26 protein-coding genes and 2 pseudogenes are annotated in these 20,565 nt (G+C 47.4%); 8 read left to right on the top strand and 20 right to left on the bottom strand.

The features are described from left to right. Nucleotides 1-153 precede the first annotated feature (153 nt). A complete protein-coding gene (locus tag HU824_RS01385; protein WP_176467820.1) occupies nt 154-795 on the bottom strand; it encodes a helix-turn-helix domain-containing protein in 642 nt (213 codons plus the stop codon). A 149-nt stretch (nt 796-944) separates the two neighbouring features. Between HU824_RS01385 and HU824_RS01380 the strand changes: the two genes are divergently transcribed. The 3 genes from HU824_RS01380 to HU824_RS01370 all read left to right on the top strand — a co-directional run bounded on the left by HU824_RS01380 (nt 945) and on the right by HU824_RS01370 (nt 3,250). Then, nucleotides 945-1,121, top strand: a complete 177-nt coding sequence (locus HU824_RS01380) for a histone H1 (RefSeq protein ID WP_005826447.1) — start codon at nt 945-947, stop codon at nt 1,119-1,121. A gap of 93 nt (nt 1,122-1,214) precedes the next feature. Beyond that, on the top strand, nt 1,215-2,480 hold the full coding sequence (locus HU824_RS01375) for a putative DNA modification/repair radical SAM protein (protein WP_136009442.1): 1,266 nt from the start codon (nt 1,215-1,217) through the stop codon (nt 2,478-2,480). Then, a complete protein-coding gene (locus HU824_RS01370) occupies nt 2,477-3,250 on the top strand; it encodes a TIGR03915 family putative DNA repair protein (protein ID WP_176467819.1) in 774 nt (257 codons plus the stop codon). The genes HU824_RS01375 and HU824_RS01370 overlap by 4 nt, the downstream gene beginning before the upstream one ends. 406 nt (nt 3,251-3,656) lie before the next feature. Here HU824_RS01370 and HU824_RS01365 read toward each other — a convergent pair whose 3' ends face one another. The 3 genes from HU824_RS01365 to HU824_RS01355 are packed head-to-tail and all read right to left on the bottom strand — an operon-like array spanning nt 3,657 to nt 5,828. Continuing rightward, the gene (locus HU824_RS01365) at nt 3,657-4,637 is read right to left on the bottom strand and encodes a lytic transglycosylase domain-containing protein (protein WP_176467818.1); all 981 of its coding nucleotides are present in this window, start codon (nt 4,635-4,637) and stop codon (nt 3,657-3,659) included. Nucleotides 4,638-4,679: 42 nt separating this feature from the next. Next, nucleotides 4,680-5,405, bottom strand: coding sequence for an SDR family oxidoreductase (locus tag HU824_RS01360; RefSeq protein WP_176467817.1), 726 nt, complete (start codon nt 5,403-5,405; stop codon nt 4,680-4,682). A gap of 12 nt (nt 5,406-5,417) precedes the next feature. After that, a complete protein-coding gene (locus tag HU824_RS01355; RefSeq protein WP_136009446.1) occupies nt 5,418-5,828 on the bottom strand; it encodes a secondary thiamine-phosphate synthase enzyme YjbQ in 411 nt (136 codons plus the stop codon). Nucleotides 5,829-6,469: 641 nt separating this feature from the next. On the opposite strand from HU824_RS01355, the gene HU824_RS01350 reads away from it, so the two are divergent. Then, the gene (locus HU824_RS01350) at nt 6,470-6,934 is read left to right on the top strand and encodes a MaoC family dehydratase (RefSeq protein ID WP_005826461.1); all 465 of its coding nucleotides are present in this window, start codon (nt 6,470-6,472) and stop codon (nt 6,932-6,934) included. A gap of 2 nt (nt 6,935-6,936) precedes the next feature. Further along, nucleotides 6,937-7,143: a hypothetical protein gene (locus HU824_RS01345; protein ID WP_176467881.1), complete on the top strand. Its 207-nt coding sequence runs from the start codon at nt 6,937-6,939 to the stop codon at nt 7,141-7,143. On the opposite strand, the gene HU824_RS01340 is transcribed toward HU824_RS01345, so the two are convergent. The 3 genes from HU824_RS01340 to HU824_RS01330 are packed head-to-tail and all read right to left on the bottom strand — an operon-like array spanning nt 7,089 to nt 8,221. Then, nucleotides 7,089-7,445 (bottom strand): nitrous oxide-stimulated promoter family protein, encoded by a 357-nt coding sequence (locus tag HU824_RS01340; RefSeq protein WP_176467816.1) that lies wholly within the window; start codon nt 7,443-7,445, stop codon nt 7,089-7,091. The genes HU824_RS01345 and HU824_RS01340 overlap by 55 nt on opposite strands. 2 nt (nt 7,446-7,447) lie before the next feature. Then, nucleotides 7,448-7,726, bottom strand: a complete 279-nt coding sequence (locus tag HU824_RS01335; protein WP_176467815.1) for a zinc ribbon domain-containing protein — start codon at nt 7,724-7,726, stop codon at nt 7,448-7,450. A gap of 36 nt (nt 7,727-7,762) precedes the next feature. Next, entirely contained in the window at nt 7,763-8,221 is a 459-nt protein-coding gene (locus tag HU824_RS01330) for a GNAT family N-acetyltransferase (protein WP_005835863.1), read from the bottom strand. 168 nt (nt 8,222-8,389) lie between these two features. On the opposite strand from HU824_RS01330, the pseudogene HU824_RS01325 reads away from it, so the two are divergent. The 3 genes and pseudogenes from HU824_RS01325 to nfo form a co-directional block, all read left to right on the top strand. Then, a pseudogene (locus HU824_RS01325) lies at nt 8,390-8,701 on the top strand (PepSY-like domain-containing protein); the annotation flags it as partial. A gap of 58 nt (nt 8,702-8,759) precedes the next feature. After that, on the top strand, nt 8,760-9,077 hold the full coding sequence (locus HU824_RS01320; RefSeq protein ID WP_176467814.1) for an MGMT family protein: 318 nt from the start codon (nt 8,760-8,762) through the stop codon (nt 9,075-9,077). Between the two features lie 4 nt (nt 9,078-9,081). Further along, nucleotides 9,082-9,924, top strand: a complete 843-nt coding sequence (gene nfo / locus HU824_RS01315) for a deoxyribonuclease IV (RefSeq protein WP_136009449.1) — start codon at nt 9,082-9,084, stop codon at nt 9,922-9,924. 4 nt (nt 9,925-9,928) lie between these two features. On the opposite strand, the gene HU824_RS01310 is transcribed toward nfo, so the two are convergent. The 13 genes and pseudogenes from HU824_RS01310 to HU824_RS01250 form a co-directional block, all read right to left on the bottom strand. Beyond that, a complete protein-coding gene (locus HU824_RS01310) occupies nt 9,929-10,273 on the bottom strand; it encodes a VOC family protein (RefSeq protein ID WP_255260433.1) in 345 nt (114 codons plus the stop codon). A 57-nt stretch (nt 10,274-10,330) separates the two neighbouring features. Beyond that, the gene (locus tag HU824_RS01305; RefSeq protein ID WP_176467813.1) at nt 10,331-10,801 is read right to left on the bottom strand and encodes a GNAT family N-acetyltransferase; all 471 of its coding nucleotides are present in this window, start codon (nt 10,799-10,801) and stop codon (nt 10,331-10,333) included. A 38-nt stretch (nt 10,802-10,839) separates the two neighbouring features. Further along, nucleotides 10,840-12,468 carry an RluA family pseudouridine synthase gene (locus tag HU824_RS01300; protein WP_176467812.1) on the bottom strand — a complete coding sequence of 543 codons (1,629 nt, stop codon included), beginning with the start codon at nt 12,466-12,468 and terminating at the stop codon, nt 10,840-10,842. 72 nt (nt 12,469-12,540) lie between these two features. Then, on the bottom strand, nt 12,541-13,191 hold the full coding sequence (gene aat / locus HU824_RS01295) for a leucyl/phenylalanyl-tRNA--protein transferase (RefSeq protein WP_176467811.1): 651 nt from the start codon (nt 13,189-13,191) through the stop codon (nt 12,541-12,543). Between the two features lie 4 nt (nt 13,192-13,195). Beyond that, a complete protein-coding gene (locus HU824_RS01290; protein ID WP_176467810.1) occupies nt 13,196-15,436 on the bottom strand; it encodes an AAA family ATPase in 2,241 nt (746 codons plus the stop codon). A 15-nt stretch (nt 15,437-15,451) separates the two neighbouring features. After that, nucleotides 15,452-15,763, bottom strand: a complete 312-nt coding sequence (locus HU824_RS01285; RefSeq protein ID WP_005826483.1) for an ATP-dependent Clp protease adaptor ClpS — start codon at nt 15,761-15,763, stop codon at nt 15,452-15,454. Between the two features lie 32 nt (nt 15,764-15,795). Further along, nucleotides 15,796-16,485 carry a glycine zipper family protein gene (locus HU824_RS01280; protein ID WP_176467809.1) on the bottom strand — a complete coding sequence of 230 codons (690 nt, stop codon included), beginning with the start codon at nt 16,483-16,485 and terminating at the stop codon, nt 15,796-15,798. 42 nt (nt 16,486-16,527) lie between these two features. Beyond that, nucleotides 16,528-17,385, bottom strand: a complete 858-nt coding sequence (locus tag HU824_RS01275) for an SDR family NAD(P)-dependent oxidoreductase (protein WP_176467808.1) — start codon at nt 17,383-17,385, stop codon at nt 16,528-16,530. Nucleotides 17,386-17,398: 13 nt separating this feature from the next. Then, complete coding sequence (locus HU824_RS01270; protein WP_168354278.1) at nt 17,399-17,545, bottom strand: hypothetical protein; 147 nt, start codon at nt 17,543-17,545, stop codon at nt 17,399-17,401. A gap of 70 nt (nt 17,546-17,615) precedes the next feature. Beyond that, nucleotides 17,616-17,846 (bottom strand): hypothetical protein, encoded by a 231-nt coding sequence (locus HU824_RS01265; protein ID WP_136009454.1) that lies wholly within the window; start codon nt 17,844-17,846, stop codon nt 17,616-17,618. Nucleotides 17,847-18,181: 335 nt separating this feature from the next. Beyond that, a pseudogene (locus tag HU824_RS01260) lies at nt 18,182-18,935 on the bottom strand (PDDEXK nuclease domain-containing protein). A gap of 526 nt (nt 18,936-19,461) precedes the next feature. Next, nucleotides 19,462-19,896, bottom strand: a complete 435-nt coding sequence (locus tag HU824_RS01255; protein WP_008663796.1) for a DUF6078 family protein — start codon at nt 19,894-19,896, stop codon at nt 19,462-19,464. 160 nt (nt 19,897-20,056) lie between these two features. Further along, the gene (locus HU824_RS01250; RefSeq protein WP_176467807.1) at nt 20,057-20,527 is read right to left on the bottom strand and encodes a copper resistance protein NlpE N-terminal domain-containing protein; all 471 of its coding nucleotides are present in this window, start codon (nt 20,525-20,527) and stop codon (nt 20,057-20,059) included. Nucleotides 20,528-20,565: the final 38 nt, after the last annotated feature.

The following is a 20,565-nucleotide window of genomic DNA, read 5'->3' as shown; positions in this document are numbered from 1 at the left end:
AAAACAACTACTACCCTCTGTCGTTATTCAAGATTGCTTCTGTTGTTATAGAGATGAGCTTTTGCAAATTTTTGATAATCAGCAATATGAAGTCTGTTGTGCTGCAACTTGCGGCATGGGCAAATCTGGACGAACCTGATGGAATCTCCTTGCCTATTTCAGCCTGAAGTGAAATTTGTGCCCTTCAAACACAGGCTCCACGATGTCATAACGAACAAACTTTGCCAGCAGATGTTCGGCGGTGCGTCGGGAAAGATGCGCTAGGCGGCAGTAACGGTTCAGTGAAAGGCGGTTGTTTTCTTCCAGCAGATTGAGCAGCAGTTGTTCCCGTTCGGTATATTCTATCAGTTCTCCTTTCAGACTTCCGCTTTGCTGCCAGACGCGTAGATGAACGGGAGTAGCCAGGATGTTTTCGTCCTTGATGCGCAGATAGGCCAAGTATTTTCCTGTTTCGTCCTTGGCGTATACCGGCTTCCGGTCACTTTCCTCGATTTGTACCACCAGCACACTGCGTCCTTCCACCAGATAGGTCTGCATGGTGTAGTTCACTTCGGGACTGCAATAAAGTCCGGCAGCCGCTTCTATCATATATTGTTCTTCGTCCGAACGGATACCGGCAATTTTCCCGTTGTCTTTCACTCCAATGAGCAGTTTTCCGCCGTCTGTATTGGCAAAGGCTGAAAGGGTTTTGGCTATCTTGCGGGCGTCGGATATTTCGAACTTGAAATCCTGTTGTTGATGCTCTCCTTCAGCTATGAGAGCGTGTATATACTCGGTGTCAGTAAGCGTTTTCATGCTTGCAAAAGTAGATAAAAAACGCGTAAGAGCCCCTTTTTGAGGCGATTTTACCGAATATTTCAAAAAAAATATCGTTTTTCTGTATTTATTTCAAGAAAGAATGTATTTTTGCCAGACATTATTAACGAAGTAATTTGAAAAGGATTATGAAAGAATTAGTTGAAAAAGTAGCTGCATTGTATGCAGACTTCTCAAAAGATGCAAACGCTCAGTTGGAAAACGGTAATAAGGCAGCAGGAACTCGTGCTCGTAAGGCTTCTTTGGAAATCGAAAAAGCTATGAAGGAATTCCGCAAAGCATCTTTGGAAGCTTCTAAGAAGTAAGAAAAAAAGCATATCTTATGCTGTGAAAGACTGCCACGTTTGGCGGTCTTTTTTGTTTTTAAAAGTATTATTATTACTTTTGGCGCAGGTATTATGGATGAAAACGTTCTCAATAAACTGAAGATACTGGCAGAGTCGGCAAAGTATGACGTCTCTTGCTCCTCCAGTGGTACGGTACGCTCCGGCAAGGCAGGCATGCTGGGGAATGCTGTGGGTGGCTGGGGCATCTGCCATAGTTTTGCCGAGGACGGCCGTTGCATCTCTCTGCTCAAAGTGATGCTTACCAATTATTGTATCTACGATTGTGCCTACTGCATCAACCGCCGCAGCAACGACCTGCCGCGTGCCACGCTGTCGGTGACCGAGCTTGTAGGCCTCACCATGGAGTTCTATCGCCGCAACTATATCGAAGGGCTTTTTCTGAGCAGTGGGGTGGTGCGTAATCCCGATTACACAATGGAACGATTGGTGCGTGTTGCCAAGGATCTCCGTACCATCCATCGTTTCAACGGTTATATCCATCTGAAAAGCATTCCCGGCGCCAGCCGCGAACTGGTGAATGAGGCAGGGCTTTATGCCGACCGTCTCAGCGTCAATGTCGAAATACCGAAGGAAGAGAATCTGAAACTGCTTGCTCCGGAGAAAGACCATAAGAGTGTGTATGCGCCTATGCGCTACATCCAGCAGGGTGTCCTTGAAAGTTCGGAAGAACGCAAGAAACACCGCCATGCTCCTCGTTTCGCTCCTGCCGGACAAAGCACACAGATGATAGTAGGTGCTACTGCCGAGACGGACAAGGATATTCTGTATCTTTCGTCGGCCCTCTACAAGGGACCTACGATGCGACGTGTCTACTATTCGGGCTATATTTCCGTCAATACCTACGATAAGCGCCTGCCGGCCTTAAAACAGCCCCCTTTAGTACGTGAAAACCGGCTCTACCAGGCTGATTGGTTGATGCGTTTTTATCAGTTCAAGGTGGAGGAAATAGTGGATGATGCCTATCCGGACCTTGATTTGGAGATTGACCCCAAGCTGTCCTGGGCTTTGCGTCATCCTGAGCAGTTTCCGGTCGATGTGAACAAGGCGGATTATGAACTGTTGCTTCGCGTGCCGGGCATCGGCGTGAAGTCGGCACGGCTGATAGTGGCTTCCCGGCGTTTCTCCAAGATAGGTTTCTATCAGTTGAAGAAGATAGGGGTGGTGATGAAGAAGGCACAGTATTTCATTACCTGCTGCGAGTTGCCGATGCACACGGTCAATGAGCTGACTCCGCAAGGGGTACGCAGCCTGCTGTTGCCCAAACCGAACAAGAAGAAAGTGGATGAGAGGCAGTTGATGCTTGATTTTGGCGAATGAATATTTTTTTATACGATAAGACTTTTGAGGGATTGTTGACTTCTGTTTTTGAAGCCTATTCCCGCCGCACTTTCCCCGATGCACTGTTGTTGGAAGGAGAGCCTCTTCCATTGTTCTGCGATGAAATATTTACAGTGATAACCGATGAAGAGAAATCCGGCCGCGTCTGGCGGGGATTGCAGAAGAAACTGTCGTCTGCGGCACTTGCCTGCCTCGCCCAGTGCTGGCTGGCGGAGGAACCGGAAACTCCCATGCTGCTGTTCCGCTATATCCGCAAGGCGATAGATGCTCCTCGCTCCATTGAAACGAATTTTGCCGATCCTGATGTGCTGGAGTTCTCCCGTATGTGGAAGCGGGTGGATTGGGAGCGTATACGCCTGCTTCAGTTTGTCCGTTTTCAGAAGGCTGCGGACGGTACTTTCTTTGCGGCCGTCGAGCCCGAGAAGAATGCCCTTCCTTTGGTGACGGGGCATTTCAAGGACCGTTTTGCCGACCAGCGTTGGCTGATTTATGACATCAGGCGAGCCTATGGCTACTATTACGACTTGAAGGAGGTGCGCCAAGTGACTTTTGGTGAGGACAGTCGCGAAGGACATCTTGTCACCGGCATGCTCGACGAAAGTCTGATGGACGAAGACGAACGGCTTTTCCAGTCTCTCTGGAAAACCTATTTCAAGGCAATCTGCATCAAGGAACGCCTCAATCCCCGAAAACACAAGCAAGACATGCCCGTGCGCTACTGGAAATATCTGACGGAGAAACAGCAGTGATTCCTTTTATTCGATTTTCCACTGTCATCTCGGGAAATTCCTGCCCGGTTGCAGCAAATATCCCTCATCATAGTTTATTAATACGAATCTGTGGTTGAAACGGGGCATAACGGCCCTGAAACGAGTACAATGATATTTTGATGAATTGTCGTGATTTAATGAAGTGATGATGGCGGTTTGTAATATCTTGATTATCTGCGTGTTTAAGATGGCCTGCATTCAGTATACGACTGAACCCTATTCAGTATACGATTGAATGGCATTCAGTATACGACTGAATTAGGTTCAATATGGCACTGTATCTCGAATCTGTACTATTTGTAAATAATGCAGATTGCCATCCGACTTTTGTTTCGGCTCATGACCGATAAAAAAAGGAATTAGTTTCAACTACTGATTCGCATTGTTAATTGATGACCCAGTTCTTGTCGTGGGGTACTGTTTTCTTGGGGTCGTAATGCATTCCATCCTGCGTAGGTATCTTCAGTGTATAAGTACGTCCGCTTTTATTCATCAGTAAGGTATCCCGTAGCCAAGGGTTGGCGTCTTTCAGTTGGGCATAGGTGATGCCTTTACTTTTGGCAAACTGTGCCAGGTTGGCAATACCCGTTGTGACAGCCACTTCCGTGCAGGGTATGGGCGGATAAAGATGTTCCCGTTTCAGCAGAAAACCGTACTGTTGCGGATTGCTGATGACGGCTTTGGCTGCCAGCAGGCGGAACATGTAACGCGAAGTTTCTTCTACCAGCCACAAGTCGACGGCTTGGTCTACCATTTGTCTTTGCATCTGTGTGGAGATGCGCCCTTGTCCGGCATTGTAGGCGGCAGCCACGCACAGCCAGTTTCCATATTTCTGATAGGCGTCTTTCAGGTATTTGCAGGCTGCCTTGGTTTCCTTCTCGATATGGTATCGTTCGTCGATGTTGCTGTTCACCTCCAGGCCGAATTCACGTCCGGTGGCAGGCATGAACTGCCATAGGCCTGCAGCACCCGCAGGCGATTTGGCTAGCGGGTTCAGGTTGCTTTCTATCACAGCGAGGTACTTGAAGTCATCGGGCAGGCCGTTGGCTTTCAGTATAGGTTCTATGACGGGGAAGTAGCGGTTGGCACGCTTCACCATGAGCATGGTGGTGGAGTGCATGTAGGTGAATGACATCAGTTCGCGGTCCATACGCTCGCGATGGTCATAGCGCAGCAGGTCAATATCCTGCCCGGCAAAAGTAATCTTGTCCGGTACGCTGGGAGAGGTCACGCAGTAGGGAACTTCGGATTTTATGGAATCGCGTTCAGGATTCAGCGTACTGCTGCCTGCGAGGAAGGGGAGGCTGGAACCTGCACACAGTGCAATGGCAGCCGTAAGCACGATATATTTTGAATTTTTCTTCATGTCTGTATGTATATTTCTGTTTGGAGACGTGAAGATACGAAATCAATTCGTTATAGGCAACCTTTCCCATAGCCATCGTGGAATCATACGCCAAAAAAACACCAGTACCCGGTAGCGTCCGTCAATGACAACTATCCGTCTCTTTTCTCTTAAAGCCTTGATTATGTGCTGTGCTACACGGTCTGCTTTCATCAGCATCGGGTATTTTCCGCTTTTCAGTAAATCGGTGGCAACAAATCCCGGACGGATGTCGGTGAAGTGTATGTCAAGATGCTGCATCCGGGCAAGTTGTGCCAGCGCTTCGATATAGGTATTCTGGAAGCGTTTGGTGGCAGAGTAGGCCGGTGCAACGCCTAGTCCTTTAGTGCCTGCAATGGAACTGATGACAGCAATATGTCCGGAGCCTTTTTCCTTGAAATAGTTGAAAGCGGCAGTCACCATGCGGGTAAATCCCTCTACGTTGGTACGTGCCGTGTTCAGTTCGATGTCCGGTTGTAAGTTCCGGTTTTGATGTCCTACGCCGGAACTTAGGAAAAACAGGTCCATGCCTCCCAACTTTTCTATCAGGTTATGGAGGTGTAGGGTCGCGGTCTCTTCCGTAACGTCCAGCTGTTCCGTGACTATCCGGTCGGGTGCGGTGGTTTGCAGGGCATGCAATGCCTCTTTCCTTCTGCCGGCAATGCCTATATGCCAGCCTTGTTGTACAAGTATCCTGGCTACTTCTTGTCCGATGCCTGAAGTGGCACCGATGATGATGGCTTTCTGCATGATGATAGGGGATTATCCGATGACGGTTGCTACAATTCTTCTTCCTCCGCCCCGGTTGCGGAACTCGCAGAGATAGATGCCTTGCCAGGTACCCATGTTCAGGCGTCCGTTGGTGATGGGAATCGTAAGGCTGGTTCCGCTGAGAGTTGCTTTGGCATGGGCGGGCATGTCGTCATCCCCTTCGCATGTATGTTGGTAATAAGGTTCCCGCTCTTTTACGAGGCGGTTGAAGATGGCTTCCATGTCTGTCTGTACGTCAGGGTCTGCATTTTCGTTGATGGTGAGGCCTGCGCTTGTATGCTTGATGAACAGATGCAGGATTCCGGCAGGTGGAAGAGGGGGAAGGTTACGTATAATCTCCTCTGTCACCAGGTGAAAGCCACGCCGGCGAGGGGTCAGGGTAAATTCTTTCTGTGCGGTCATAAATCATTGTTTTTCGTTTGTTGTCAGGCTTATCTTGTCTGGCAGGGCAGTTCCACGGTGAATGTACTTCCCACGCCCATTGTCGAATCTACGGCAATCACTCTTTAATAGTGATGTTTTTGTTCTGTCACAACAATTAAGATATTGACAAAGATATATTATTTCCAAATTAATATGTGATGAACGGAAATAAAAAATAAAGGTTGTATCTGTTTTGAGGAAATGGGAAAAAGATACCCGAGTTTTTGTACTTGCGGGAATAAGACGTATATTTGTTGCAATTTTTGCATCCTGACAAGAAAATGACATGAAGCGTATTGGACTCTTTGTAATGGTTTTTTCTGCATGTCACTCTTGCTCCATGCAAGTGGTCTGCGTGTCTTGTTTATCGGAGATTCTGTGATATGAACCATATTTATGGTAGCGGCTATATGTATTTGTGTGCAAGTCATTATCAAGGAGATTTTCCGGAAAAGGAATATGCTTTTTAAAATCGTGGTATCAGTGGAAACACTCTCCGGCTTCTCAAGACCCCTATTGGATTTGGGACGGTATCCACCCCACTCCTGCAGGGCATAAACGAATGGCGGATATGTGGATAAAGCGTGTGAATTTATAATTTATCAATAAAATAGAGAGTAATGGAAAAAGTGATTATCAACTCGTACGAGGATTTTGAAAAGCTGGTAGGCCAGCAAATCGGTGTTTCGGAATATGTAGAGCTTCCTCAGGAGCGTATCAATCTGTTTGCTGATGCGACATTGGACCATCAGTGGATACACGTCGATACGGAACGCGCCAAAGTGGAAAGCCCTTTTAAGAGCACCATTGCACATGGGTATCTCACCTTGTCCATGTTGCCATATCTGTGGAACCAGATTATTGAAGTGAACAACCTGAAGATGATGATTAATTATGGCATGGACAAGATGAAGTTCGGTCAGGCGGTATTGTCCGGACAGAGCATCCGACTGGTTGCCCATTTGCAATCTCTGTCGAATCTGCGCGGTGTGGCAAAGGCGGAAATAAAGTTTGCCATCGAGATACAAGGTGAAAAGAAGAAGGCACTGGAAGGGGTGGCTATATTTTTGTATTATTTCAATTGATGATGCGTAAGATGGTATGCCCCCAGTGCAAGGTGGGGGCATTTTTTGTGATGAACGGACAAGGTGAGCGCCTGCCGGTCTACATCTCTGACAAAGGCGAGATTGTGCCTAAAGACAGCACCTCTTCATTGGAAGGATACGACCTGGATACGGTTTATTGTTTGTGCTGTTCCTGGCGTGGGACTCCGAAACGTTTGGTGAAATACTGATGGACATACTCCTGCCACAAATGGCGGAGTGCCGCCACGGGATGGTACAACAGCATCCGTGGTCCGGCATACTGCATGACTTCACGCATCCGTTCTTTCATTTCGGGCTTGTAGCAGTGAATGCTGCATTGCCTGCAGGTGGATTTATTCTCACCGAAAGGACAGCGTGAAAGACGAATGCGGGCATATCCCAGCAATTCCTCGCATCGGGGACACAATTGCTTGTTACCTTCCTTTTTCCGGCAGTAGAGGCGGACCATCCGTTCTACTGTCTGTTTTTCCTGCTCGATACGGGACGGCATGTTTATTGTTTGGACTGCCAGCGTTTCAAGGTCGGGAAGCATTCTTTCATACCGGCTATGGCTTCCTCTTTAGTGAAATTCATTCCGGAATCCTTGTTGAATTCGTCGGTGAACTGTGCACAATGTTCTATCATTTCGTCCATAGTGCAGTCTTGTGCAAAATTGCCGTGCTGGTAGCAATAGATGCAATATTCCTCGTTGAGGCTACCGTCGGCATTGGTTCCGAGTACTTCTGCAGATGACAAGGGCATTCCGCAGCTTTGGCAAAGTTTAGCTTCCATAATGTGTGGAGTTAAGTGATATGCAAATATGGGATATTATTTTGGTTGAAGCGTCCTTTTCAGATAAATCATGTCTTTCAGTTGCTTGCCTCCTTCAAATATGGGGTGGTCGTAATTATCGATAAAGAAATCGGGTACCCGGTGTGAGTATGCAAATCCGCAGCTTTCATAGAAGGGGATGGTTAGCGGACTGTCTCCAGTGCCGACAAGCATAGTATGGCACCGGTCTTTATAATGTTCAAGAACGAATGCTATCAGTTGTCTTCCATATCCCTGGCGCTGGTATTCCGGATAGACAGCTATGCTCTTTATTTCGTAGATTCCTTTATCCTCGCAGGTGATTACACAAGACGCTTTGACTGTATCATTATCGGATAGGATGAACATCTCTCCCCGTTCCAGATAACGGTCAATCATGGACTCTTGTTCGTCGGCAAGCAGCAGCAGGTCAAGATATTGCTTTTTGTTGCCGGATATGGGATGTATTCTTATCATATTTCTGAATTTCTGGTGTGAAGTTAGTCATTTTCTATTGAATTACAATGGATATCTCTTTTTAACTGTTGAATGGTTGAGAGTTGCCGGTGAACAAAATCTGCCATACGCCGTTCTTCTCATAACATGATAATCTGATGAAGTTATGAGTAAGTTGAAATTCTCTTTTCTGGTTTTGATACGAAAGTCTGGTTTGACGGGCAGGCGCAATGGGTAATGCAACAGACGGACTGGGAGACAATGGACGAAGTGCCCCCTGCCGTTTACAATGCTTTTGCCGCCAGTGAATATTCCGGAGGGATGGTGCAGAATGTCACTTGGGTACAGTTTCCCAAATGGCAGTCCATCGTGGCGGTAGAGGTAGGGATGGCAAATCTCCAGACGAAATATCAGATATTGTTTACCCCGACGGGCGAAATCATCCGTGCCCGTAATGTCACCTATACATACAATCCGCTCGGGGCAGCCACTTTCTTGTAACGTCTGTTCGCATACCTGCTGAATTTATCATATCTTTGCCTTCCCAAACCAGACTTTTATGGACAAAGACACTTTTCAGCAGGAGGTTTATAATGTAGTGGTCGCAATCCCTCCGGGGCGGGTGGTGACGTACGGACAGATAGCCTATCTTGTCGGAAGACCTCAATGTTCGCGCATGGTGGGACATGCCATGCACGATGTGCCCGACGGCATGTGTTTGCCCTGCCATCGGGTAGTGAACAGCCAGGGCAGGCTGGCACCGTGCTGGACTGAACAGCGGGCTTTGCTGGAGGCAGAGGGCGTGACGTTCAGAAAGAATGGGTGTGTAGACATGAAAAAATGCCAGTGGGAATTCATGAAAGAACAAATACAATAAGATTATGAAATTTATAGGTGCACATGTATCGGCCAGTGGGGGAGTGGAAGCGGCTCCCGTCAATGCCGGTGAGATAGGGGCAAATGCTTTTGCCTTGTTTACCAAGAACCAGCGTCAGTGGGTGGCAAAGCCGCTGGCGGCTGATAGTATTGAATTGTTTAAGGAAAATTGCGGGAAGCTTGGTTTCGATTCCCGCTGCATCCTGCCTCACGACAGTTATCTGATAAATTTAGGGCATCCCGAAGAAGAAGGGCTACAGAAAAGCCGCGCCGCTTTTCTGGATGAGATGCAGCGCTGCGAACAATTAGGGCTGAAGTTGCTGAATTTTCATCCGGGCAGCCATCTGAATAAGATTTCCGTGGAAGAGTGTCTGGATAGGGTCGCTGAATCCATTAATCTTATATTGGGCAAGACGCACGATGTGGTGGCTGTCATAGAGAACACAGCCGGGCAGGGTAGCAATGTGGGAAACGAGTTCTGGCAACTGGGACATATCATTGACCGGGTGGATGACAAGTCTCGCGTTGGAGTTTGCCTTGATACCTGCCACACGTATACAGCGGGCTATGATATAGTGAATGAGTATGACAAGGTGTTTGAGGAGTTTGACGCGGCTGTAGGCTTCGGCTATCTGCGCGGTATACACCTGAATGACTCCAAGAAAGCACTCGGCTCCAGAGTAGACCGTCACGACAGCATCGGCAAGGGGCTGATAGGTATGGATTTCTTCCGGCGTTTTATGCAAGATGTGCGTTTTGACGGTATACCTATTATTTTGGAGACGCCCGATGAATCGCTTTGGGCAGAGGAGATAAAACTGTTGAGAAGCTTTGTTTCCTCTGATTGAGAGGCTATGCCCTGAATACGCATTCTATACGGTTACCGTCCGGGTCGAGGACGACACTTTCAAAATATCCGTCGCCGGAGGTACGGGGCTCTCCTGCGATGGTATATCCCGCTGTACGTAGTCGTTCTGTCTGTCGGAGGACAGCTTCCTGGCTGTCGAAGGCAAAGGCAAAGTGGGTCAGTCCCAGTCTGTTTTCCTCAATAGGGGTATTCTGTATGTCCGTACGGCTCATCAGTTCCAAATCCATTCCTTCATCGAAGTGAAGGAAATAAGATTCGAATCCTTTTTGGGGGTTGATGTACTTTTCATTGCTGCTCCCGTTGAAGTAACGTGTGTAGAACTCTTTCATCTCTTCCAGTTGGAAGGTCTAGATGGCGATGTGATGTATCTTCATAAGTTTGCTAAATTATAATCTGTGTTCTACCCGAGTAATCTGTGGTGGGGTTGGTAATTGCAGATGCAGAATAGGGAAAGGCTTTCCCGTCGGGTCGGTTTCGTCCCGGCCGGTCACTTGGAATCCCATATGTTGGTAAAATCGGCAAGCTTGTCCGTTCTGCTCGTTTACATCCACTTTGTGGATGTGTTTTTGGTGGACGGCGTACTCCATGAGCCGTTTTCCGTATCCCTTACCTTGTTGGTCAGGACGGACAAACAACATCTCGATGAGTTCATCGCTCAGTCCCATAAAGGCGGCAATTTCTTCTTTTTCGTTGCGGATGATGTAAAGCTCTACGGCAAGAAAGTACTGCTCTCTTATCAGCGGTTTGTAAAACTGTATATCCTTTTCTGCCAGGAAGTGGTGTGTGCTGCGGACAGAGGCTTTCCAGACGGTCAACAGTTCGTCATAATCTTGTGGGGTAGGTCGGAATATCATCATTTATTGCATTACTTTGCTGGTTATTAATCAGTAGGCAGTCAGAATTCAGCTTCTTTGGTAATCCTTAGGGTTTCTCCCGTGATAGGATGCGTAAATTCCAAATACTCGGCATGCAGATAAAGCCGTTTTGCTTTCTTCCCGTAAAGTTCATCACCGATGATGGGGCAGTGCAAGCCAAGCGGGTGTGCTGCATGTATACGTAGCTGATGGGTTCTTCCCGTGCGCGGATAGAAAGCGATACGGGTCCGTTTCCCGTCCAGACGTTCCAGAACTTGATAATCGGTGATGGCGGGCTTCCCGTGTTCGGTGTGCACCATTTGTCGTGGACGGTCAAGTGGATTCAGGCAAAGCGGGAGGTCGACCGTACCTTTGTCCTTTGGGACAACACCCTCGAGCAATGCGACATAACGTTTCCTGACCAGGCGGTTCTTGAATTGGGCCTGCAGGTTCTGGTGTACGCGCTTGGTCTTGGCAATGAGCATTAAACCGGAAGTGGCCATGTCGAGACGATGCACCGTCAGAGGACCGTCAGCTTCGGGATATTGCCCACGCATCAGGCTATAGACGGAGACTGCATCTTCCTTGCCGGGAACAGACAGCATTCCTGCCGGTTTGTTGATGACCGAAAGCCATGAATCCTCGTAAACAATCTCCAGATTCTTGGAGGGTACCTGCATTCTTTTCAGCATGGGGTTTTCCTCTACTTGTAGACCTTGCAGCATGTGTTGCAGTATAGGTTCGCACTTTCCTTTGCAAGCCGGATAATAGTGCCCGTGATGGCGTATCTCTGTCTTGGGGGAGTCACCCCACCAGAACTCGGCCATGGCAATCGGTTTCCATCCATGCAGATAAGCTTGTTGCAACAGTTTGGGGGCCGCACATTCACCCGCGCCGGCAGGAGGTGTCTTGTGCACGGTCTGCCCGAATATCTCACAGAGATTCTTGACTTCTCCCCGGTAATTCAGCATCCCGAACTGTTCGAATAGCTTTTGCTGCAATGCTGCAGAGCGGGTTTTACGTTCAGACTTCAATGCTGAAATCCGTCTTTCCCAGTCTTCTGTCTGCGTTTGCAGTGTGGTAATCCTTGCTTTCCATGAACGTTCCAGGCGTTTATATTCCGCCTTTTGGAACTGGCTTTCCCGTATCAGTTCGGCTTCTTCCTGCGCATTGAGTTCTTTTTCTTTTCTGCGCTGTTCTCTGGCTGTTTTGGCTTCTTTCAACTGTGCTTTGGCTGTTGCCAGTATGTCTTCTGCTGACTGAATGGTCCGGGCAAGCTCTGCTGATAAGGCGGCATATGCTTTGTCATTTTCCAGTTGCCGGATGTTGCGGTTGATGGAAGAGATGTTCTCTTCTTCTATCTTGAAAAAGCCTTGTGGCTGTAGCAAGTCATATACGGGAGGAACAAAAAAGGGATGTAGGTTCTTTCCGGCCAATATGCCTGAGAATGCAGCTAAATATCCGGTTTCTCCATGCTCGGTTTGTACAATCAGTACCCCGAACATTTTGCCTTGGCGCAGTTCGTCCTTCCATGCAGTTTGTCGGGTAAGATAGCTTTGTACTTCTTTGGCTGCCAATATACATAATGGGTGCGGAGTATAGCAGAAAGGATAGGTGAACCTTTCCGGAAGCGGAATGTCGGTTATGGAAGTAGTAAAACGGTGCAACATGATGTTGCAAAGATACTATATTTCTCTCATAACAGACCGTTTGTACTGCAAATCTTTATTTCGTTATTACTTTTAGAAGCGGTAGTCTTGTTCGATGTATGTCATATATTCGTCGTAACTGATGTGCCTGCCTCCCATTGTCTTGAGGTGAGGGGTTTCGAACTGGCAATCTATCATGACGCCTCCATGTTCCCTGAAGAATTGGGCCAGACGGATGAGGGCCAGCTTCGAGGCGCTGGGAACGAGTGAGAACATGCTCTCTCCAAAGAAACAACGTCCCAGGGTCACTCCGTACAGCCCACCTACCAGTTGTTCTTTTTCCCATACTTCCACGCTGGCGGCGAAGCCTTGTTCGTGCAGGTGTGTATAGGCTTCCATCATCTGCGTTCCAAGCCAGGCTCCTTCTTGTTCCATCCGCAATTCTCCGCAGGTTTGTATGACGTCTTCAAAAGCTTCGTTGAAGGTGATTTCGTACTTTCCTTTGTTGATGAGTGTACGCATGGAGTGGGAGATATGTATTTCGTCCGGAAAGATGACAAAACGGTCCATCGGGCACCACCATTGTATCAGTTCTTCCCGAAATGCGTACCAGGGGAATATACCGTTGGAGTACGCCAGGATGAGGCGGTCGATGGAGAGGTCACCGCCCACGGCGAGCAACCCGTCGGGGTCGCCGTAGTGAGGATCGGGGAAAGCAAGTTTATTCGTCAGTTGAAAGACCATATCGTTATTCGGTTGCGGGTTGTAGTTTCAATGCTCCGTTTTCCACTTGCACGCGGACTTTCCCTCCCTCCTTCAGTGTGCCGAACAAAATTTCGCGCATCAATAAAGGTTTCAAGTGCGAGGCTATCACGCGGTCCATCTCTCGGGCACCGTATTCGGGGATAAAGCCCCGTTGGAGCAGCCATTCGTGTGCTTCTTGGCTCAATTCCATTTCCACCTGGCGGGAGGACAGCTTGCTGCCCAGTTCTCCGAGTTTCTTGTCGAGGATAAGTGATGCCATCGGGCGGTCCATGTCATGGAAGACAACTGTGGCTGAAAGGCGGTTGATGAATTCGGGCTTAAAGGTTTTCTTGACTTGTTTCAGCATGGCTTCTCCGGCGGTGACCTGACTGTTGAAGCCGATGGACGCTTGGCGGGCATATTGTGCTCCGGCATTGGAGGTCATGATGAGAACCACGTGGCGACAGTCGGCTTTCCGCCCTTTGTTGTCGGTCAGTATGGCATAGTCCATTACTTGCAGCAGGATGTTGAATACGTCGGGATGGGCTTTTTCTATCTCATCGAGCAGTAGCACGCAGTTTGGGGTCTTGCGTATGGCGTCGGTCAGCAGGCCGCCGTCCTCGTAACCCACGTAGCCGGCAGGCGAGCCAATCAGTTTGGCTACGGTATGCTTTTCGGTATATTCGCTCATGTCAAAACGTTGCAGGGCGATGCCCAGCTCGGCGGCGAGCACTTTGGCAACTTCGGTCTTTCCTACTCCGGTGGGGCCTACAAAGAGCAGGCTTGCCAGCGGTTTGTTTTCGTCCAGCAGTCCGGCTTTGGACATTTGCACAGCTTCCACCACCTGACGGACGGCTTCTTCCTGCCCGTAGATGCGGGAGCTGATACGTTCGTGCAGGCTTTCCAAGGCGGCGGTGTCGTCCTCTTTCATGGCGAGGGCATTTACTTTACAAGTACGTGCCAATATGTCGGTTACCAGTACCTTGTCCACGGTCTGTTCTTCGGAGTCTGTGGGATGTATTTCTCGGTAAGCTCCTGCTTCGTCTATCAGGTCGATGGCTTTGTCGGGCAGGAAACGGTCGCTGATGTAGCGGGCGCTTGCCTTTACGGCATAGGGGATGACGTCGGGTTCGTAGGTGACGCCGTGGTAGGCTTCGTATTTCTCTTTCAGACCTTCTACGATATGTATGGCTTCTTCGATGCTCGGTTCCAGTATGTCTATCTGTTGGAAACGGCGTACCAATCCCTTGCTGCGGGAGAAGTAGCGGTTGTACTCGTCGTAGGTGGTAGAGCCTATGAAACGTATTATTCCGGTTTCCAGATAGGGTTTCAGCATGTTGGAGGCATCCATAGAGCCTTCGCCCGTGCGTCCGGCGCCTATCAGGTTGTGTATCTCGTCGATGTAGACGATGGCGCGTCCTTCACGTCCGACACCTTCCATGATACTTTTCAGCCGCTTTTCGAAATCACCGCGATATTGTGTGCCTGCCAGCAGATTGCCCAAGTCCAGTTCATAGATGCGGAAGCCGGCAAGCCGTTCGGGGACGTTGCCCGCTTCGATACGGGCGGCAAGCCCATAGGCAAGGGCTGTTTTGCCTACGCCGGGTTCGCCCACATGCAACGGGTTGTTCTTTTCCTTGCGGCAGAGCACTTGTATGGTTCGCTCCAACTCCATCTCCCTGCCGATAAGCGGATTGTGGTCTGCCAGGCAATCGTTGAGGCAGGTCACGTAGTTACGCCATGGTTCTGTTTTTTCTTGCTCATCGGGAGATGGCATATCACCTGCTTCTGCTGCCAGCTCCGCTTCTTCGTAGTGGGTAATGAGCAGACTGAGGAATTCGGGCAGGTCTCCGCCAACTGCTTCCTTCAGGAAATGGCATGCCCAGGAATCTTCCAGTTGTAGCAAGCCTTGTATCAGATGGGGAACACCCAGCTCTTCGGCGCTGGAATACTCTGTCACCATATAGGCATGTTGCAGGAGTGAGCTGAGCTGGACGGAAAGTACCAGCTCGTATTCCACATTGTCGGGGATAGTTTCCACTTCTTCCGTCAGATAGTTTTCCAGTGAGATGCTGAGCTCCACATAATTGTAGAAGGTATCTTGCAGGGTGTGGATAAAGGGTTCCTGCTCTATAATGGCGCTCAGCAGATGTTCGGGCATGATGAACTCGTGCCGGTAAGACTCGGCCTTTCTTTGTGCGGAAGCGAATGCTTGGTTTACGAATATCGTATTTTTTATATCCATATTGTTTCTTTCTTCTTATTCTTCTTCCTCCGGGGTGACGGTGAGCCGGAGGGGGAAACCTTCATTGCGTGCCATGCGGGTGGCTTTCTGTACTTTGGAGTGGGCGATGTCGTATGAGTAGATGCCCACTACCGCGGAGTTGCTCTTGTGCACCTGCAGCATCAGTGTTTCCGCTTCTGCCGATGATTTGTAAAAGACGGTGGTGAGTACTTTTACCACAAACTCCATGGTGGTGAAGTCATCATTGTAGATGGTGACTTTGAAGCGTCGGGGTTCCCGTAATTCTATGCGTTCTTTTTCTTTGAAAGAAGATTGCTGTTGTTCCATTTCTTTTTAAAAACTACTGTTAAGACATTGTTCTACCGTTGTGTGGGCAACGAAAACTCCTGCCAGTCATATTCGTCCCCATACTCGTCGGCTATGGCTATGCGTATGGTGACGTTACCCGTCTTTATCCGTTCTCCGGCACTGATGTTGGCGGTGTATTTCATACCGTTGTGTGGAGTTATTTGCTCTATCATGACCGATGATGATATGTAAATGCGCTTCATACCCGTGGTTTCCGCCACTACTGGCACTACGTTGTAGGCTGTTTTGCTTCCTTCGTTCATGATTTCAAAAATCACTTTACAGTTTTCGCCCGAATTGATGACGTGGTCTCGGCTGTCGTCAATGAAACGTATATTCTGTATCCTCAAGTGGTCGATGGCCGATGCTTGCGGCTGTCTTCCGGATTGCGGGGGATAGGGCTGTGTCCTTTCTATCCGGTAGCTGTACTCCTCCTGCTTCTTGGGGGCTGTGGCTGCATTGGCAATGGCAGCTCCCGCAATGGTCCCTATGATGGTGCCGATGGCAGAACCCCGGTATCCTCCTCGCCAGCCTCCGTTACTGTCACCTATCAGCCCGCCGATGGCACCGCCTACATTGCTTCCGATGGCAGCTCCTGCAAGCACTGCGTTAGGGTCGCCTGCAGCCATCTGGCTTGTGCCGCATCCGCTGAGGATGATGGTTGCTGCCAGGATTCCTATAAAAGACTTTTTCATGTTCATATCCTATAATTATTATGTTGGGCAGATTGTTTTATAAAAGGGCTATTCCCGATAAATCATCTTTTTGGTCATGCCTCCGTCAATGGTGATGTTTTCGCCATTGATGAAGTCGTTTTCGTCTTGACATAGGAATAGGCACATACGGGCAATATCTTCCGGTCTGCCAACCCGTCCGGAGGGATGTTGTGAATGGTCTTCTACCCGTAATTGTTCATAATCGTGTGTCTGAATCCAGCCCGGAGAGATGGAGTTGACCGTGATGTGCCACTCTGCAAGCGATAAAGCCAACGCATGCGTCAATGAATAGATACCTCCTTTGGAAGCTGCATATCCTTCACTGCCCGGTTCACTCATCAGATAGCGGGTAGAACAGAGATTAATGATTCTTCCGTAGGTATTCGTGCTGTTTTGACTTTTGCGGTGTACTGCCAACGCATGTGAAGTAATGAATACCGGACGTAAATTCACAGACAATATTTTATCGAACGTCTCCACACTCGTTTCTGTGATGGGAGAGAATTCACTGATGCCGGCATTGTTTATAATGATGTCAATATCCCCCCATTCCTTGAAAATATTTTGCAGGCAAAGTTCCAATGCTTCTTTGCTGTTTAGGTCGACGGGGTGAAATTGTGCTCCGGTGGCTTGGGCGGTTTGTTGTCCTTCCAGTTCATTCTTGTCACAAAAGGCTACTTGGTAATTAAGCTTGCAGAAGGCTTCTACAATGGCTTTGCCAATCCCCCCGGCACCTCCGGTCACGAAAACTTTCTTTCCGCCTTTTTTGAGGGGAAGTGTCGGCTTATGTAGCGTTTGTACCTTGCCGGATTTTTTCGCTTTCTCCCAAGCTGCTTTGCGTGCCTGGTATTGCTCGTACTGATTTTCAAGATAATTATCGGCCATGTCTGTTTCGGTTTTATTGTTTAACTACGGTGTGTGTCACTTCGTATCCGATGACTACTGCCAGTCCGTTCTGTTTCAAGTATTGTCCGATGGCGGGTACGTAACCGCATCCGTTCAATATGAGCAGGGAAGTGGTCAGTATGGCAATCTGTTTCTTCATGTCATTTTGACTTTATTTGGTTTAATGTTACAAAGGTAGAGAAAGTATTGAAAAGGCTATAGGGGTAGCATTATATTTTCTTTCCTTTTGTCATATTATTTTTTTCAATGTGGTGATTCACCTCTCCATTAATGAGAGTTATATGATGGCTTTTACTGATTTTTCCTACTTTTTGTTTGTGGCTTTTCCCACTTCTACGAAATAAGTTACATATTTCTGTAATTAGAACTGTCAAAATGGCTATAATGATGGGAACTAACCACTCTTTATTATTTTGTATGAATTCTACTGGATTGCTCATATTTGTATGTATTTATTAAAGTTAGATATGGATAACGGTGATGAATGAGTGAGTTTCCCTATGATTTTTGTTCCAATATATAATCCTAAGATACTTAAACTTAATCTTGTTAATGTAGAACTATTTAGTAGATTGAATACTTGCTCCCAGTTCTTATTTAAATTACAAAAATAACTTCTGACTTCTGTGGCTGTAAACGGTGGCATTTCCTTTTTAGGCTCTTTCAGTCGTTTTTGATTTTTTTACTCTATTGAGTCATGTGGTATATTCACATGCTTCATCAATAGACTTGTCTTTTCTTCGGATAAGTTCACTATATTGATACAAGATAACCTTCATCTCTCTTCCTTCTTTTTTCCTTGAATTCTCTTTACTTGTTCCTCTATTTCCTCAATCGAAGGCAGTTGACTTTTAATATCTTCGGGAATCAGCTTAGACAGCTCATACTCTGATATGCCGATAGGCTGATTTGTTGATTCCAGTGCATATTGCGCCATTACTTGGTTTTTTGTCTTGCAGATAAGCAAGCCGATGGTGGGGTTATCGCCAGGTTTACATTTTAGATGGTTTACGGCACTGATATAAGTACCGAGTTGACCTATAAATTCAGGTTTGAACTTCTGCACTTTTAGCTCGATTACGCAATAACAACGCAGTTCCAAGTGGTAGAAAAGCAAGTCGGGATAGATTGTTTCATCGCCTACTTCCAAAGGCATTTGACGTCCTACGAATGCAAATCCTTTACCCAATTCAAGCAGAAAACGAGTGATATTCTGTGTCAAAACCTTTTCTAACTCTAATTCTTGAAAATCTTTGGTAATGGTCAGGAAATCGAAGTTATAGGGGTCTTTGAGTGTCTGTAGAGCTAGGTCACTTTGCGGTTTGGGTAGCAGACGACTCTTCGAGAAATCCGCTTCCTCAAGTCATTTCTTTCTGCCGTTCTATAATTTCTGCCCCCAGTTGCCAGTAAAGGTGAAGCAGTTCGCTGTTCACGCGTACAGCCGCTTTAATCTGTGCACTACGAATGTCTTGTTTTAGGTGGTTTACCCAATCCTTGAACGGTTGATTTATAGATAGTGCTGTTTTCATATTTTTATTTTCTTCATCGTCATATTCGATGTTTCTATTTCACAAAGTTAAGAAAAAGAATTTATTTCAACTGTAATCCTTTCCGTCTTTTCTACCTCTCCACTTTTACCACACAATATACCATCTCCCCCTCTCTTTCCTTTACCTCATCCCGTGTTGCTGCAATATCCTCCCGAACACGTTCACCCGTTTTGCAGAGAATAGGTATCGCACTATGTCGCTGTATTTCCTCCTATATTTTCGCAGGCGATAATTATTCCCCTTGTAGGGCTTCAAAAGGGAATCCGTCTGTTTCCCTAAGGAGAACGGTTTGTTTCAATATGGAGAACAGTTTGTTTCATTAGTAGGAAACAGTTTGTTCCGTTAAAGAAAACAGTTCGTTTTATTGAGTGCGAACAGTTTGTTTCATAGTATGTGAACACTTTGTTTCTTACTGTTGTAACAAAGTGTGCACCGTTGTGAACTAAAGTGTTATCTATATTTTCAGTGATAAAATGACATGAAAAGGGGGCTGAAGATTACCTTTCTACCATTTGTATTCCTCGCTGTAAGAGTCGAAAGCCGGTTCTCCCGGAATGTTGTATTGGTGGAAAGTTCTGCGGATATAGTTCTGGTCTTCGGGGGAAAGGTAAGATTCTTCCCGGTAGAAGCGGTAGTATTTTCCGCGGCCGAAATGGGCTATCAACTGGCTTTTCAGAGGTTGGAGATTCTTGTAGGGAACTTCATCGAGCAAGTGGCTGATTCCCCATGCAACATGTATCTTTTGTGTCGATTGGAAATAGGCGCATTGACTGCTATCCTCTGGAATGCACAGTGGATTGATGATGCGGATGGACGGGTACTCGGGGGTATCGCGAAGGGCGGCTAAGCGATGCAGGCAGTTGTCGGCTTTCGGGCATTGGTTGTTGAAACAGCGTGAGTAGTTGGCAGGTGCTAAAGGTTTTTCGGAAGAATGTTTCATGTTTATATATACTTTGATGAAGCTACAAAGATAACACTAACTTTTTGATATAGCCTTCTGTTCTCTTGTTTGAAATGCCTCTTCATTGAAAAAACAGTAGCCGGAACCACTGAATCCAGTAATTCCGGCTGTACCGTTCTTTCTTATAAGTATGGATGGACTATTTCACCTGGATGATGTCATAATTCAAGTCACTCACTGCTTCCTGCAGGCTGTCGTTGACAAGGCGCAGGGTAGTGTCGTTCACTACTACGAAGTACACCGGAGTGTCGCCGTCGTCTGGAGTCAGTTTGATGGCTGTTTTCTTCTTGTTATTGACGTCTTTCTGGATAACTTCTTTCTTTCCTTTGGAAGTAAAGCTTTTGTTTTTTCCGGGGCCTTCGGCATCCAAATAAGTTGTTACCAACGTATAACCGCTTTTTCCATCAGGACTCACGCTCAATACATACCGGATGCCCGGACCGTCGGCGGCAGGAAGAATTCCCTCGTATACGGTTACGGCAGACGAGTCATTGCCGGCAACTGTCATTATCCCTTCGTCTACGGCGACAGCATCATTGTTTGGGGTTCCTTTTGATTGGCAGGATACCAATGCAGCTGTAAAGGTTGCAATCATCATTACTTTTTTCATGGTTTTAATGGTTTAAATTAATTATAAAGACGCAATAG

It is taken from the genome of Bacteroides sp. L10-4 (genome assembly GCF_013373675.1).
Taxonomy (GTDB): Bacteria; Bacteroidota; Bacteroidia; order Bacteroidales; family Bacteroidaceae; genus Bacteroides; species Bacteroides muris.
The sequence above is the reverse complement of the archived record's forward strand: the minus strand, read 5'-3'. Positions and strand labels throughout refer to the sequence as shown.